The sequence below is a fragment of the Lelliottia jeotgali genome (assembly GCF_977070485.1).
In genome coordinates this window covers 15,216-29,747 of the sequence record NZ_CDRVFO010000008.1, presented here as the reverse complement: position 1 = coordinate 29,747, position 14,532 = coordinate 15,216, and the positions used below count along the sequence as shown (strand labels likewise).

Genomic DNA, 14,532 nt, shown 5'->3' with positions numbered 1-14,532 from the left:
AGGCAGGTAACCCGTTATGACCACGCTTTTCGATCCGATCACACTGGGCGATGTGCAACTGCCCAACCGCATCATCATGGCGCCGCTGACCCGCTGCCGCGCCGACGAAGGCCGGGTGCCCAACGCGCTGATGGCCGAGTACTACGTGCAGCGCGCCAGCGCCGGGCTGATCCTCAGTGAAGCGACCTCGGTCACTCCCATGGGCGTGGGCTACCCTGATACGCCAGGCATCTGGAACGACCAGCAGGTACGCGGCTGGAACAACGTGACCAAGGCCGTGCATGGCGCGGGCGGTCGTATATTCTTGCAACTCTGGCATGTCGGCCGCATTTCCCACCCCAGCTATTTGAACGGTGAACTGCCGGTGGCTCCCAGCGCCATCCAGCCCAAGGGCCATGTCAGCCTGGTGCGCCCGATCACCGAATACCCGACTCCACGGGCCTTGGAAAGCGAAGAGATCGCCGACATCGTCGAGGCTTACCGCAGTGGCGCAGAGAACGCCAAGGCTGCCGGTTTCGATGGCGTGGAAATCCACGGTGCCAACGGCTATCTGCTCGACCAGTTCCTGCAGAGCAGCACCAACAAGCGCACCGACCGCTACGGTGGTTCACTGGAAAACCGTGCCCGCCTGCTGCTGGAAGTGACAGACGCAGCCATCGGCGTGTGGGGCGCAGGCCGTGTCGGCGTTCACCTTGCGCCGCGCGCAGACTCCCATGACATGGGTGATGCCGACCGCGCCGAGACCTTCTCCTATGTAGCGCGGGAACTGGGCAAGCGGGGTATCGCCTTCATCTGCTCTCGGGAGAAGGAAGCCGATGACAGTATCGGCCCGCTGATCAAAGCAGCGTTTGGTGGCCCTTACATCGTCAACGAGCGGTTCGACAAGGCCAGTGCCAATGCCGCGCTGGCCAGTGGCAAGGCGGATGCGGTGGCGTTCGGTGTGCCGTTCATTGCCAACCCGGACCTGCCGGCACGGCTGGCGGCCGATGCGCCGCTGAACCAGGCGCACCCGGAAACCTTCTATGCAAAAGGGCCGGTGGGGTACATCGATTACCCGCGGTTGTAAGTAAGATCGCCGGGGCCGCTTTGCGGCCCTTCGCGACACAAGGCCGCCCCGACAGTCGACCGCTCAATTTCGTGTAGGAGCGGCCTTGTGTCGCGAAAGGAGGGCGAAGCCCTCCCCAAAGGCCCTAAGGCCTCAAGGCCGAGCATTGATCTGCTGCTGCAAATTCTGAATCTGGCTCTGCAGAGTATTGAAATTACGCGTGGTCTGCCCACGAAACGCATCGAACTCCTGCACCGAAGCGCCACTTGCTGCCGCCGTAGCCGGGCGATTGTCTACCTGGCTCTTCAACACCAGCACGTCCTGCTCCAGGCTCTCGATCGCCGCTTTCGGGTTGCCCTGCTTCTTCAGAGCGGCCACCTCCTCACTAAGGCTCTTGAGCTGCCCATCAAGCTTGCCGCCATCCACCTGGCCCGACTTCAACGCCGCCAGCTCCGCATTCACCGCCTTCAACTGCGCCTGTAACTGGGTTTGCAGTTCAGTTACCGCCTTTTGCTGCTCGCGGGTATCGGCCAGCACCTGCTCCAGACGTTTGCCCAGATCACCCGCCTGCCCGGCTACTCCCTGCTGCTGCTTGCTCTGCTCGGCCAGGCTGGCCTGCAGTTGGCGGATCTGCAGCTTGAGCGCCTCGCTGCCGGTGCTGGTAGAGCTCTCAGTGGCAGCGACCTTGCCACTGATCGCCTGCAAGCGTCCCGCTGCTTCCTCGCTGATGCGCGCAAAGCTTTCCTGAGTGGCCACCAGTTGCTGCTCCATCAGCGAGATTTGCTGAAAGCTCCACCAGCCGAGCCCGGCCAGCGCTATGAACGCAGCACCCAGCAATGCCCACAGAGGGCCCGTACTGGCGGGCCTGACGGCCTTCTGGCGGTTGCGCGACACACGCGCCGGCAACAGTTCGTCATCATCCGGAGTGCCGGCACGCAGGGTTGGCACATCATCAAAATCGTCGTGGGCATCGTTACGCATGGATAGTTTCAACCGCGGTAGTAGCAAAGAGGCATGAGTATAAACCGCTCAAGCGGCGCACTGATGACCATCATCCTGGCGCCTGGTTCACTGGCCAATGGGCTGGTGCTTCCACCACGCGCAAAATTCATCCAGCGCCGTCCACAGGCTGACCTTGGGCTGATAGTCCAGATACTGCCGGGCGCGGCTGATATCCAGGGTGAAATCGCGGTTCATCACTTGCATCCCCAAGCGCGTGAGGGTGGGCTGGGGTCGCCCGGGCCAGAGCATGCAAGCGGCCTCGTTCAGCGCCGCCATGCTGTAGGCCAGGCCGTAGGCGCGATAACGGGTTACCTGCGGCAACTGCATCTGGCGCATTACGTAATTGACCACATCCCACAATGGCAACGGTTGGCCATTACTGATGTTGTAAGCCTGCCCTAACGCGCGATCATCGGCGAACAGCGCGCCAAGCAGTGCCTCATTGAGATTGTGCACGCTGGTGAAATCGACTTTGTTCAGGCCGTTGCCGATGATCGCCACACGGCCCTTGCGCTGCATCTGCATCAGCCGCGGGAAAATACTGGCATCACCGGCTCCTGTTACAAAGCGCGGGCGCAGCGCCAGAACTTCAAGCCCGAACTCCTGGGCGCCGAAGACCTTTTGTTCAGCAAGGTGTTTGGTCTGCGCGTAATGATGGTGAAAGCGGCGCGGCACCTGGTCTTCGCGGATATCCAGGCGCGAACGGCCATTGAAGTAGATCGAGGGCGACGAAAGGTGCACCAGGCGACGAACATGCTCCTTCAGGCAGCCCTCGACCACGTTCTCGGTGACCACCACATTGCCCTGGTAAAAATCCTGATAGCGCCCCCAGGTGCCCACCGCCCCCGCGCAATGCACCACCGCCTCCACGCCCTGGCACAGGCGCCGGGCCAGTTCGGCGTCACCGAGGTCGCCGGGGATGAACTGCGCACCGCGCTTGACCAGGTGCTCGACGCCCTCGGCGCGTCGGCCGCTGACCCGCACATCCAGGCCTTGCTCCAGGGCAAAGCGCGCAAAGCGCCCGCCGATGAAGCCGCTCGCGCCAGTGACCAGAATTCGCATGTAACACTCCGCCTCAGATTTCAGATGCAACAGACGCCGGCCGTCACTACAAGGGCACCAGCCAACGCTGTGCCGTGTGCCGCAGGTGTTCGGTCAGTTGCGCGAGCAGTTGCCCGCCGTTGCGCCAATGATGCCAGTACAGCGGCACGTCGATGGGGGTATCGGCACAAATTTCCACCAGTCGCCCACCACTCAACTGCTCACGGGCCTGCAACTCAGGCACCAGGCCCCAGCCCAGGCCGGCTTCGGTCATGCGCAGGAAGCCTTCGGACGACGGGCAAAGGTGGTGCAGGAAGCCATCCTCGATCCCTAGAGAAGCAAGGTATCGGTGCTGCAGAAAATCGTCCGGGCCGTAGACGATAGCCGGCGTGCGGGCCAAGCGCCGGGCCTCGAAGCCCAGTGGGAAATAACGTGCCATGAATGCAGGGCTGGCCAGCGCCCGGTAGCGCATGGCGCCCAGCGGCATGCTGCGGGCGCCGGCCACCGGCCGCTCACTGCCGCACAGGCAGGCCGCCACCTCCCCGGCACGCATGCGCTTCAGGCCGACTTCCTGGTCTTCCACCACAAGGTCCGTGAGTACCTGCTGCTCGGCGCAGAACGAACCCACCGCGCCTGCCCACCAGGTCGCGAGGCTATCAGCGTTGAGCGCAATGCGCAGACGCTCTGGCATGCCTTCCTCATCCAGTGCCGGTACCTGGCGCTGCAGGTCACGTTCGAGCAGCCGCACCTGCTGCACATGGTTGAGCAACTGGCGCCCTACCTCGGTCGGGTTCGGTGGCGCGGCGCGCACCAGCACCGGCTGGCCGACCCGCGCTTCGAGCAGCTTGATGCGCTGTGAAATAGCCGATTGCGACAGCCCCAGCACCTGCGCTGCACGTTCGAAACCACCTTGCTCGATCACTGCAGCGAGCGCGGCCAGCAGCTTATAGTCGAACATCGATTTTCCTAATGACGGATCAGCATTATTTGTTTTTCTTATACAGGGTCGCTCCCCACAATAGCCAGCATCTTCTCTGGAGTATCTGCCATGTGGCAAAGCTATCTGAACGGCATGCTGGTGGCCTTCGGCCTGATCATGGCCATTGGCGCACAGAACGCCTTCGTCCTGGCGCAGAGCCTGCGTCGTGAACACCACCTCCCGGTGGCAGCACTGTGCATCGTCTGCGACGCATTGCTGGTAGCCGCCGGGGTGTTCGGCCTGGCCACGGTGCTGGCGCATAATCCGACGCTGCTGGCGATTGCTCGCTGGGGTGGCGCGGTGTTTCTGCTCTGGTATGGCGCCAAGGCGCTGCGCAGTGCATGCTCCAAACAGAGCCTGCAGCATCAGCAAGGCCAAGGCATGCGCTCGCGGCGTGCGGTGCTGCTCAGTGCACTGGCCGTTACCCTCCTGAACCCGCATGTCTACCTGGACACTGTGTTGCTGATCGGCTCCCTAGGCGCCCAGCAGACAGTGCCGGGCGCCTATGTGGCAGGGGCCGCCAGCGCTTCGCTGCTATGGTTCTCGACTTTGGCGATCGGTGCTGCATGGCTGGCGCCCTGGCTGGCCCGCCCGGCCACTTGGCGGATGCTCGACCTGATGGTGGCAGTGATGATGTTCGCCGTGGCGGCGCAGTTGATCTTTACTTGAGCTGCAAGCTTGAAGCTTGCATCGGAGCGCCACCCGTCGGCGGCAGGCAACCGCTCTGGAACCTCTATTCCCTATCTTTGTTGCGTGGTTATGCGTCGGGGCTGGTGCTATGATCCAGCCCTTGCGTCGCAAAGAGTACAAACTCGCTGACGCACATAGGGCCGCCCGTGATCGGCCTTGCGCAAACCGCGAACTAGACCTGAATCAGGAGATCCACCATGGCTTTTGAATTGCCGCCGCTGCCGTACGCCCACGATGCCCTGCAGCCGCACATCTCCAAGGAAACCCTGGAGTATCACCACGACAAGCACCACAACACCTACGTCGTGAACCTGAACAACCTGGTCCCAGGCACCGAATTCGAAGGCAAGACCCTGGAAGAGATCGTCAAGAGCTCTTCGGGCGGCATCTTCAACAACGCCGCTCAAGTCTGGAACCACACCTTCTACTGGAACTGCCTGTCGCCAAACGGCGGTGGCCAGCCTACCGGTGCACTGGCTGAAGCCATCAACGCCGCGTTCGGTTCCTTCGACAAGTTCAAGGAAGAGTTCACCAAGACTTCGGTTGGCACCTTCGGTTCCGGCTGGGGCTGGCTGGTCAAGAAAGCCGACGGCTCCCTGGCCCTGGCCAGCACCATCGGTGCCGGCTGCCCGCTGACCAGCGGCGACACCCCGCTGCTGACCTGCGACGTCTGGGAACATGCTTACTACATCGACTACCGCAACCTGCGTCCGAAGTACGTCGAAGCATTCTGGAACCTGGTCAACTGGGCCTTCGTTGCCGAGCAGTTCGAAGGCAAGACCTTCAAGGCCTGATTGCTGGCGCCTTGAACAAGAAACCCGGCCATGCGCCGGGTTTTTTTATGGCCAGTGACGACATCACAGACTCCCAATGAACAGTTTTCCCGGCGGCTCTTGCTCCCCCCGCATAGCGCGCTAACATCAAACGTCTGAAAGTTCGCTACAGCGCACTCAAGTTGCAGGGTCAGGCAACCGATACATTGCTCAGGGCAGCCCCATCGGCCGATAGTGTATCGCCAAGGTTAATGGCAAAATGATGTCATGCGCATGGATTAAGGAACCCCCCATTGAAGCTGGAATTGCGGAACAGCTTATCGGTCAAGTTGCTCAGGGTCGTGCTCCTTTCGGCGCTGGCGGTCGGTGTCGTTCTTAGCTGCGCGCAGATCGTTTATGACACCTACAAGACCCGCCAGACTGTCGACAGCGACGCCCAGCGCATCCTCGATATGTTCCGCGACCCCTCGACCCAGGCGGTCTACAGCCTTGACCGGGAAATGGGCATGCAGGTCATGGAAGGCCTGTTCCAGGACGAGTCTGTTCGCCAGGCTTCCATCGGCCACCCCAATGAAACCATGCTCGCCGAGAAGTCCCGCCCGCTGCAGGACTCTCCCGTACGCTGGCTAACCGACCTGCTCCTTGGCCAGGAACGCACCTACACCACTCAACTGGTCGGCCGCGGCCCCTACAGCGAGTACTACGGTGACCTGAGCATCACCCTGGACACTGCCGCCTACGGTGAAGGATTCCTGCTCAACGCCATCATCATCTTCATTTCCGGCGTGCTGCGCGCCTTGGCCATGGGCCTGGTGCTGTACCTGGTCTACCACTGGCTGCTGACCAAACCGCTGTCGAAAATCATCGAGCACCTCACCCAGATCAACCCTGACCGCCCCAGCCAGCACCAGATCCCGCTACTCAAAGGCCATGAAAAAAACGAACTGGGCATCTGGGTCAATACAGCCAACCAGTTGCTGGCCTCGATCGAGCGCAATACCCATCTGCGCCACGAAGCCGAAAACAGCCTGCAACGCATGGCCCAATACGACTTCCTGACCGGCCTGCCGAACCGCCAGCAGCTACAGGCACAGCTCGACAAGATCCTTACAGACGGCTGCCGCCTGCAGCATCGCGTCGCCGTACTGTGCGTGGGCCTGGATGACTTCAAAGGCATAAACGAGCAGTTCAGCTATCAGGTCGGCGACCAATTGCTGCTCGCCCTGGCTGACCGCCTGCGCGCCCACAGTGGCCGCCTGGGGGCGCTAGCGCGCCTGGGAGGCGACCAGTTCGCCCTGGTGCAGGCCAATATCGAACAGCCCTACGAGGCCGCAGAACTGGCGCAGAGCATCCTCGATGACCTGGAGGCGCCGTTCGACCTGGATCACCAGCAGATTCGCCTGCGCGCCACCATCGGCATCACACTATTCCCCGAAGACGGCGACAGCACCGAGAAGCTGCTGCAAAAGGCTGAGCAGACCATGACCTTGGCCAAGGCCCGCTCGCGCAACCGCTATCAGTTCTACATCGCCAGCGTCGACAGCGAGATGCGTCGGCGCCGTGAACTGGAAAAGGACCTGCGCGAGGCGCTGTCGCGCAACCAGCTATTCCTTGTCTACCAGCCGCAGATCAGCTACCGCGATCACCGCGTGGTCGGCGTCGAAGCCTTGCTGCGCTGGCAGCATCCTGAACTTGGCATGGTCCCGCCGGACCAGTTCATCCCGCTGGCCGAACAGAACGGCAACATCATCCCCATCGGCGAGTGGGTACTCGACCAGGCCTGCAGGCAACTGCGCGAATGGCACGATCTTGGCTTCAGCGAACTGCGCATGGCAGTCAACCTGTCCACCGTGCAACTGCATCACAACGAGCTTCCGCGTGTGGTCAACAATCTGCTGCAGGCTTACCGTCTGCCACCGCGCAGCCTGGAACTGGAGGTGACCGAAACCGGCCTGATGGAAGATATCAGCACCGCCGCCCAGCATCTGCTCAGCCTGCGCCGCTCCGGGGCGATGATCGCCATTGACGACTTTGGCACCGGTTACTCGTCGCTCAGTTACCTCAAGTCGTTGCCACTGGACAAGATCAAGATCGACAAGAGCTTCGTCCAGGACCTGTTGGATGACGATGACGATGCCACCATCGTTCGGGCAATTATCCAGTTGGGCAAGAGCCTGGGCATGCAGGTGATCGCCGAGGGCGTAGAGACGTCCGAGCAGGAAGCCTACATCATCGCCCAAGGCTGCCACGAAGGTCAGGGCTATCACTACAGCAAGCCACTGTCGGCACGCGAGCTGACCAGTTTCCTGCGTCAGGCCCAGCGCAATCAGGTTTCTGCGTTATAACCCCTGCCCCTGCTGGTTCCAGGCCGTTGCCGGCAATTACATAATTGCGCCCCCACCCCTTTACAGCAAATGCAAATCTTTCGCATGATGTTGTAGTTTTACGTGCCACGGCGCACTGTCCAACCACACGACGCAGGGAAACCAATAATGATTCGTATGCCTCTGGCCTCCGCCAGTCTGCTGGCCATCGCCATCGCTCTCGCCGGTTGCGGTGAAAGCAAGGACGACAAGGCCGCCGCACCGCAAGCTGCGGCACCTGCTGCTGCGAGCACCGCGGCCGCAGCACCGGCTGCTGTCGACGAAGCGGCCGGCAAGGCCGTGGTCAAGCATTACACCGAGATGGTCTACGCCGTTTACAGCGACTCGCTGAACACCGCCAAGTCCCTGCAAAGCGCCATCGATGCATTCCTCGCCAAGCCCAACGACGACACCCTCAAAGCTGCCAAAGAAGCCTGGGCTGCAGCACGCGTACCGTACCTGCAGAGCGAAGCCTTCCGCTTCGGCAACACCATCATCGACGACTGGGAAGGCCAGGTGAACGCCTGGCCGCTTGACGAAGGCCTGATCGACTACGTCGACAAGAGTTACGAACATGCTCTGGGCAACCCGGCTGCAAGCTCCAACATCATCGCCAACACCGAGATCCAGGTCGGTGAGGAGAAGGTCGACGTCAAGGACATCACCCCTGAGAAGCTGGCCAGCCTGAATGAACTGGGCGGCTCCGAAGCCAACGTCGCCACTGGCTACCACGCCATCGAATTCCTGCTCTGGGGCCAGGACCTCAACGGTACCGGCCCGGGCGCAGGCAACCGTCCTGCTTCCGACTACCTCGAGGGTAAAGGCGCCACCGGCGGCCACAACGAGCGTCGCCGCGCCTACCTGAAGTCGGTCACCGAGCTGCTGGTCAAAGACCTTGAAGAAATGGTCGGCAACTGGGCCCCGAACGTAGCCGACAACTACCGCGCCACGCTGGAAGCCGAGCCCGCCACCGACGGCCTGCGCAAGATGCTGTTCGGTATGGGCAGCCTGTCGCTGGGCGAACTGGCTGGCGAGCGCATGAAGGTCTCGCTGGAAGCCAACTCGCCGGAAGACGAGCAGGACTGTTTCAGCGACAACACCCACTACTCGCACTTCTACGACGCCAAAGGCATCCGCAATGTCTACCTGGGCGAGTACACCCGCGCCGACGGTACCAAGCTGACCGGCCCGAGCCTGTCGTCGCTGGTGGCCAAGGCCGACCCGGCTGCCGACGCTACCCTCAAGGCCGACCTGGAAGCGACCGAGGCGAAGCTTCAGGTAATTGTCGACCACGCGCTCAAAGGCGAGCACTACGACCAACTGATCGCTGCCGACAACGCGGCCGGCAACCAGGTCGTGCGTGATGCCATTGCCTCCCTGGTCAAGCAGACCGGCGCGATCGAGCAGGCTGCGGGCAAGCTGGGCATTGCCAACCTGAACCCGGACACTGCCGATCACGAGTTCTGATTCGGCATTGGCAGGCAAAAGGCTAACGCCAGTCAGTTAGCGTTAGTAGGGCTGCTACGCAGCCCATCGCCGGCGAGCCAGCTCCTACCGGGACCGCGCAGTTCTTGAGTTCTGCGCTGTACCTGTGGGAGCTGGCTTGCCTGCGGCAGGGCCGAAACTGACACCAGTTTCATCCAGCAATTGCAAATTCCTCTTATTCAAACATTCTCAGCCTGCTAAGCTTGCACGCCGGTTTTTCGCCCAAGCCCAGGATTTTTCATGTCCTTGTCGCTGTCCCGACTCTCCCCTCTGCTGCTGGCCCTTGCCCTTGCCGCCTGTGACGACGCCCCGCGTTTCACTCAGGCAGAGCCTGGCGAAGCGCTGTCCGGTGGCCAGGCGACTGTCCAGCGCAGTGACCGCAATGCCTTTTCCCTGCCCTCGGCCAACCTGTCGCCCGAGCGCCGCCTAGACTTTGCCGTAGGCAACAGCTTTTTCCGCAACCCCTGGGTGATCGCTCCGTCCACCACCACTGCACGCGATGGCCTGGGCCCACTGTTCAATACCAACGCCTGCCAGAACTGCCACGTACGCGATGGCCGCGGCCATCCGCCAGAGCCTGGCGACAGCAATGCGGTGTCGATGCTGGTGCGGCTGTCGATCCCTGACCAGCCTTATCTGGCAAAAGAAATCGAGCGCCTGGGCGTGGTTCCGGAGCCTGTCTATGGCACCCAGTTACAGGACATGGCCAACCCTGGCGTGGCCCCGGAGGGCAAGGTGCGCGTGACTTACGATAATCAGACCGTCACCTTCAGGGACGGCCATCAGGTCGAACTGCGTCGCCCTACCCTGCAAATCACCCAGCTCAGCTATGGGCCGATGCACCCTGACACCCGGTTCTCTGCACGCGTGGCACCGCCCATGATCGGCCTGGGCCTGCTCGAAGCCATTCCCGAAGCTCAGATTCTGGCCAACGAAGACCCCGACGATCGCAACCGCGACGGTATTCGCGGCCGGGCCAACCGGGTTTGGGACGACGCCCAGGGCAAGACAGTGGTCGGTCGCTTCGGCTGGAAGGCCGGGCAACCGAACGTCAAACAGCAGAACGTGCACGCCTTTGCCGGTGACATGGGTTTGACCAGCACCCTGCAACCCCGGGACGACTGCACCCCGGCGCAGCTCGATTGCCTTGCAGCCCCCAATGGCGACGGCGCCGAGGGCGAAAAGGAAGTCAGCGACAACATCCTGCGCCTGGTCACTTTTTACACCCGCAACCTGGGCGTGCCAGCCCGGCGCGATGTCGGCGCCCCGCAAGTGCTGGCCGGCAAGAGCCTGTTCTACCAGGCCGGCTGCCAGGGTTGCCACACCCCGAAGTTCACCACTGCCGCCGACGCCACCGAGCCAGAGCTGGCCGGGCAAGTGATCCGCCCCTACAGCGACCTACTGCTGCACGACATGGGCCCGGGCCTTGCCGACGATCGCACCGAATTTGCCGCCAACGGCCAGGACTGGCGAACCCCACCGCTGTGGGGCATCGGCCTGAGTCCAGCGGTCAGTGGCCACACCCAGTACTTGCATGATGGCCGCGCCCGCAACCTGCTCGAGGCTGTGCTCTGGCACGGCGGCGAAGCGCAGGCAGCGCGCGATCATGTTTTGACCTTCAATGCCGAGCAGCGCGCTGCGTTGCTGGCCTTCCTGAACTCACTTTAAAGCGCAAGGAGCCGGGCATGTTCCGACCCAAACTGTTGTTCACCAGCCTCGCCGCACTCGCTCTCGGTGCCTGCTCGCCGCAGGACCCGCAGGCGGTGACGTCCGCCGCCATCGCCAAGCAGGTGATCCTGCCGACCTACAGCCGCTGGGTCGAAGCCGACCGGCAACTCGCCGCCAGCGCCCTGGCCTACTGCGAGGGCAAAGAGAGCCTGGACACCGCGCGCGCTGATTTCCTCAACGCGCAAAAAGCCTGGGCCGAGCTGCAGCCGCTGCTGGTCGGTCCGCTGGCCGAGGGCAACCGCGCCTGGCAGGTGCAGTTCTGGCCCGACAAGAAGAACCTGGTCGGTCGCCAGGTCGAGCAGTTGGTCAATGGCGACAAGCCGATCGACGCCCAAACCCTGGGCAAGTCCAGCGTCGTGGTCCGCGGCCTGTCGGCCTACGAATACATCCTGTTCGACAGCAAGCCGGATGTCGCCACCGCCGAACAGAAAGCCCGCTACTGCCCGCTGCTGGTTGCCATTGGTGAGCACCAGAAGGCCTTGGCTGAAGAGATCCTGAAAGGCTGGAACAGCACCGACGGCATGCTCTCGCAAATGACCAAGTTCCCCAACCAGCGCTATGCCGACTCGCACGAGGCGATCGCCGACCTGCTACGTGCACAGGTGACTGCGCTGGATACCCTCAAGAAGAAGCTCGGCGCACCGATGGGCCGCCAGAGCAAAGGCATTGCGCAGCCACTGCAGGCCGAAGCCTGGCGCAGCCACGCCTCGCTGAGAAGCCTGGAAGCCAGCCTCAAGGCCGCCCAGGCGGTCTGGGTCGGGGTCGACAACCAGGGCCTGCGCGGCTTGCTGGGCAGCGACCAGAAAGCCCTGGCGCAAAAGATCGACGACGCCTACGCTACCTCGCTGAAACTGCTGACCGATAACCAGAAGACCCTGGGCGAGTTGCTGGCTGACGAAGATGGCATGCAGCGCCTCAACCAGATCTACGACAGCCTCAACGTCGTTCACCGCCTGCACGAAGGCGAACTGGCCAAGGCGTTGAACATCCAGCTGGGCTTCAATGCCAACGACGGTGACTGATCATGCTGCGACGCCAGGCACTCAAAATCGGTAGCGTTCTGCTCAGCGCCCTGACCTTGGGAGGCTGGAGCCTGATGCGCAACAAAGGCAGCGATCCTTTGCTGCTGTCGGCGCGTGACGATGGCGACGGCAAGCACTATGCCGTCGGCTTCCGTCTGGACGGCACCCAGGTGTTCAGCACCCAGGTGGCCCAGCGTTGCCATGCCATCATCAACCATCCAGAACTGCCGATCGCCCTGTTCGTCGCCCGCCGTCCCGGTACCGAAAGCTACCTGATCAACCTGCGCGACGGGCGCTTGTTGCAGACCGTCTCGTCGCAGCCTGACCGGCATTTTTACGGCCACGCCGTGATTCATAAAGGCGGCGAATGGCTGTACGCCACCGAGAATGACACTACAGATCCCGGGCGTGGCGTACTAGGCGTGTACCGCTTCGAAGGTGAACGCCTGGTACATACCGGCGAGATCCCCACCCACGGCGTCGGCCCTCATGAAGTGGCATGGCTGCCCGATGGCGAGACCCTGATCGTGGCCAATGGCGGTATCCGGACCGAGGCCGAAAGCCGGGTCGAGATGAACCTCAACGCCATGGAGCCGAGCCTGGTGTTGATGCGTCGCGACGGCACCTTGATCAGCAAGGAAACCCTGGCCCAGCAGATGAACAGCGTGCGCCACCTGGCAGTGGGTAGCGATGGCACCATCGCCGCATGCCAGCAGTTCATGGGCGATGCCGATGAAACTGCCGAGCTGCTGGCAATCAAGCGCCCAGGCGAGCCGTTCAAGGCTTTCCCGGTGCCAGAGCGCCAGTTGCAAGCCATGGCCCAGTACACTGCCAGCGTCGCCATCCACAGCGACCTGCGCCTGGTGGCACTGACGGCGCCGCGGGCCAACCGCCTGTTCGTCTGGGACCTGGACAGTGGCGCAGTCAGGCTGGATGCGCCGATGCCGGACTGTGCCGGGGTCGGGGCGGTGAAGGATGGTTTTGTCGTGACGTCCGGGCAGGGACGTTGCCGTTTCTATGATTTTCGCAAGCAGGAACTGATCGGCCAGCCGATGGATTTGCCTTCCGGTTTCTGGGACAACCACCTGCACCTGGTCTGATCAAGACTGCGCGCTCCTACGGGGGCGCAATCCATTTCCCCTCAATCGAAAAACAGTCAATACTTCCCCCATCCGCACGTGGGCAGGACTGCCCGTTGTCGTGTCAAAACCAATAACAACCTCGCATCCAAGGAACCGGACTTATGCTGCGCCGCCGCATGCTCATCATGTTGGCCGTCGTTCTGCTGATCGTGTTGGCCCTGGGGGGCTACAAGGCCTTCTCGATCTACCAGCAGATCCAGATGTTCACTGCCCCCAAGCCCCCCATCACCGTGGCGGCGGCCATGGCCGAGCAACGCCAGTGGCAGCAGCGCCTGCCCGCGGTCGGCAGCCTCAAGGCCCTGCAGGGTGTCGAGCTGAGCCTCGAGGTGGAAGGCATCGTCCAATCCCTGCACTTCGACTCGGGTCAGAAGGTCAAAGCCGGGCAACTGCTGCTCAAGCTCAATGACGATCAGGAAACAGCCCTGCTGGGGACCGCCCAGGCCGACCTGGGGTTGGCCAAAGTGGACTTCGGCCGCGGCAGTCAGCTGGTGGGGGATTCGGCCATCTCTCGTGGTGAATATGACCGCCTTACCGCGCAATACCGGCGCAACCAGGCAGTGGTCGACCAGCTCAAGGCCTCGAAAACCAAGAAGAGCATCAGTGCCCCGTTCAGCGGCACGATCGGCATCCGCCAGGTGGATGTGGGTGATTACCTGGCGGCCGGCTCGGTGATCGCTACCCTGCAGGACCTTTCCAGCCTTTACGTCGATTTCAACGTACCGGAGCAGGCACTGCCCCAGCTGAGCCTCGGCCAGCAGGTACAGGTGCAGGTGGCGGCCTACCCTGGCCAGACCTTCCCTGCCAGCCTCAGCGCCATCAACCCCAAGGTTGAAGAGAGCACGCGCAACCTGCTGGTGCGCGCGACCATGGCCAATCCCGATGGCAAGCTGCTGCCGGGCATGTTCGCCAACCTGCTGGTCCTCCTGCCTGACCCGCGCCCACAGGTGGTGGTCCCCGAAAGCGCCATCACCTACACGCTGTATGGCAATTCCGTGTATGTCGCCACGCCGAAGAAAGACAAGGACGGTAACCCCGAGCGGGACGACAGTGGCCAGCCGCAGCTCAGCGCCGAACAGCGCAGCGTGCAGACTGGCGAGCGACGCGATGGTGTGGTGGTGATCAGCAAAGGGCTCGCAGCGGGCGAACAGGTGGTCACCGCCGGCCAATTAAAGCTGAGCCCTGGCGCGGTTATCCGCATCGGCCAGGACGCAGCGCTCGAACCCGAACAAGGCGCCCCGCGCGCGGACTGACCAGGAGGCAGG

Annotated in this window: 12 protein-coding genes; 9 read left to right on the top strand and 3 right to left on the bottom strand. The window is 62.6% G+C overall.

Features of this window, described 5'->3' with window-relative positions:
* Positions 1-16 precede the first annotated feature (16 nt).
* A complete protein-coding gene (locus ACW4TB_RS13595; protein ID WP_012312907.1) occupies positions 17-1,066 on the top strand; it encodes an alkene reductase in 1,050 nt (349 codons plus the stop codon).
* A gap of 132 nt (positions 1,067-1,198) precedes the next feature.
* Here the strand turns inward: ACW4TB_RS13595 and ACW4TB_RS13590 are convergent, their stop codons facing one another.
* The 3 genes from ACW4TB_RS13590 to ACW4TB_RS13580 all read right to left on the bottom strand — a co-directional run bounded on the left by ACW4TB_RS13590 (position 1,199) and on the right by ACW4TB_RS13580 (position 4,046).
* Positions 1,199-2,026: a hypothetical protein gene (locus ACW4TB_RS13590; protein ID WP_012312906.1), complete on the bottom strand. Its 828-nt coding sequence runs from the start codon at positions 2,024-2,026 to the stop codon at positions 1,199-1,201.
* An 87-nt stretch (positions 2,027-2,113) separates the two neighbouring features.
* Complete coding sequence (locus ACW4TB_RS13585; protein ID WP_012312905.1) at positions 2,114-3,109, bottom strand: NAD-dependent epimerase/dehydratase family protein; 996 nt, start codon at positions 3,107-3,109, stop codon at positions 2,114-2,116.
* A 46-nt stretch (positions 3,110-3,155) separates the two neighbouring features.
* Positions 3,156-4,046, bottom strand: a complete 891-nt coding sequence (locus ACW4TB_RS13580; RefSeq protein ID WP_012312904.1) for a LysR family transcriptional regulator ArgP — start codon at positions 4,044-4,046, stop codon at positions 3,156-3,158.
* A 90-nt stretch (positions 4,047-4,136) separates the two neighbouring features.
* Here ACW4TB_RS13580 and ACW4TB_RS13575 point away from each other — a divergent pair, with 90 nt between their 5' ends.
* From ACW4TB_RS13575 to ACW4TB_RS13540, 8 genes are all read left to right on the top strand, one after another.
* Positions 4,137-4,736, top strand: a complete 600-nt coding sequence (locus tag ACW4TB_RS13575) for a LysE/ArgO family amino acid transporter (RefSeq protein ID WP_012312903.1) — start codon at positions 4,137-4,139, stop codon at positions 4,734-4,736.
* A 218-nt stretch (positions 4,737-4,954) separates the two neighbouring features.
* Positions 4,955-5,551, top strand: coding sequence for a superoxide dismutase (locus tag ACW4TB_RS13570; RefSeq protein WP_012312902.1), 597 nt, complete (start codon positions 4,955-4,957; stop codon positions 5,549-5,551).
* Between the two features lie 272 nt (positions 5,552-5,823).
* A complete protein-coding gene (locus ACW4TB_RS13565) occupies positions 5,824-7,875 on the top strand; it encodes a putative bifunctional diguanylate cyclase/phosphodiesterase (protein WP_012312901.1) in 2,052 nt (683 codons plus the stop codon).
* A gap of 147 nt (positions 7,876-8,022) precedes the next feature.
* The gene (locus ACW4TB_RS13560; RefSeq protein WP_254467194.1) at positions 8,023-9,360 is read left to right on the top strand and encodes an imelysin family protein; all 1,338 of its coding nucleotides are present in this window, start codon (positions 8,023-8,025) and stop codon (positions 9,358-9,360) included.
* A 258-nt stretch (positions 9,361-9,618) separates the two neighbouring features.
* Positions 9,619-11,046 (top strand): di-heme oxidoreductase family protein, encoded by a 1,428-nt coding sequence (locus ACW4TB_RS13555; RefSeq protein ID WP_279929458.1) that lies wholly within the window; start codon positions 9,619-9,621, stop codon positions 11,044-11,046.
* A gap of 17 nt (positions 11,047-11,063) precedes the next feature.
* Positions 11,064-12,128: an imelysin family protein gene (locus tag ACW4TB_RS13550; RefSeq protein ID WP_012312898.1), complete on the top strand. Its 1,065-nt coding sequence runs from the start codon at positions 11,064-11,066 to the stop codon at positions 12,126-12,128.
* A gap of 2 nt (positions 12,129-12,130) precedes the next feature.
* A complete protein-coding gene (locus ACW4TB_RS13545; RefSeq protein ID WP_012312897.1) occupies positions 12,131-13,228 on the top strand; it encodes a DUF1513 domain-containing protein in 1,098 nt (365 codons plus the stop codon).
* Between the two features lie 143 nt (positions 13,229-13,371).
* The gene (locus tag ACW4TB_RS13540) at positions 13,372-14,520 is read left to right on the top strand and encodes an efflux RND transporter periplasmic adaptor subunit (protein WP_254467192.1); all 1,149 of its coding nucleotides are present in this window, start codon (positions 13,372-13,374) and stop codon (positions 14,518-14,520) included.
* Positions 14,521-14,532: the final 12 nt, after the last annotated feature.

Excerpts from the sequence above, each read along its gene's own strand:
- ACW4TB_RS13595 (WP_012312907.1), top strand. The coding sequence starts at position 17 with ATGACCACGCTTTTCGATCCGATCACACTGGGCGATGTGCAACTGCCC.
- ACW4TB_RS13590 (WP_012312906.1), bottom strand. The coding sequence starts at position 2,026 with ATGCGTAACGATGCCCACGACGATTTTGATGATGTGCCAACCCTGCGT.
- ACW4TB_RS13585 (WP_012312905.1), bottom strand. The coding sequence starts at position 3,109 with ATGCGAATTCTGGTCACTGGCGCGAGCGGCTTCATCGGCGGGCGCTTT.
- ACW4TB_RS13580 (WP_012312904.1), bottom strand. The coding sequence starts at position 4,046 with ATGTTCGACTATAAGCTGCTGGCCGCGCTCGCTGCAGTGATCGAGCAA.
- ACW4TB_RS13575 (WP_012312903.1), top strand. The coding sequence starts at position 4,137 with ATGTGGCAAAGCTATCTGAACGGCATGCTGGTGGCCTTCGGCCTGATC.
- ACW4TB_RS13570 (WP_012312902.1), top strand. The coding sequence starts at position 4,955 with ATGGCTTTTGAATTGCCGCCGCTGCCGTACGCCCACGATGCCCTGCAG.
- ACW4TB_RS13560 (WP_254467194.1), top strand. The coding sequence starts at position 8,023 with ATGATTCGTATGCCTCTGGCCTCCGCCAGTCTGCTGGCCATCGCCATC.
- ACW4TB_RS13555 (WP_279929458.1), top strand. The coding sequence starts at position 9,619 with ATGTCCTTGTCGCTGTCCCGACTCTCCCCTCTGCTGCTGGCCCTTGCC.
- ACW4TB_RS13550 (WP_012312898.1), top strand. The coding sequence starts at position 11,064 with ATGTTCCGACCCAAACTGTTGTTCACCAGCCTCGCCGCACTCGCTCTC.
- ACW4TB_RS13545 (WP_012312897.1), top strand. The coding sequence starts at position 12,131 with ATGCTGCGACGCCAGGCACTCAAAATCGGTAGCGTTCTGCTCAGCGCC.
- ACW4TB_RS13540 (WP_254467192.1), top strand. The coding sequence starts at position 13,372 with ATGCTGCGCCGCCGCATGCTCATCATGTTGGCCGTCGTTCTGCTGATC.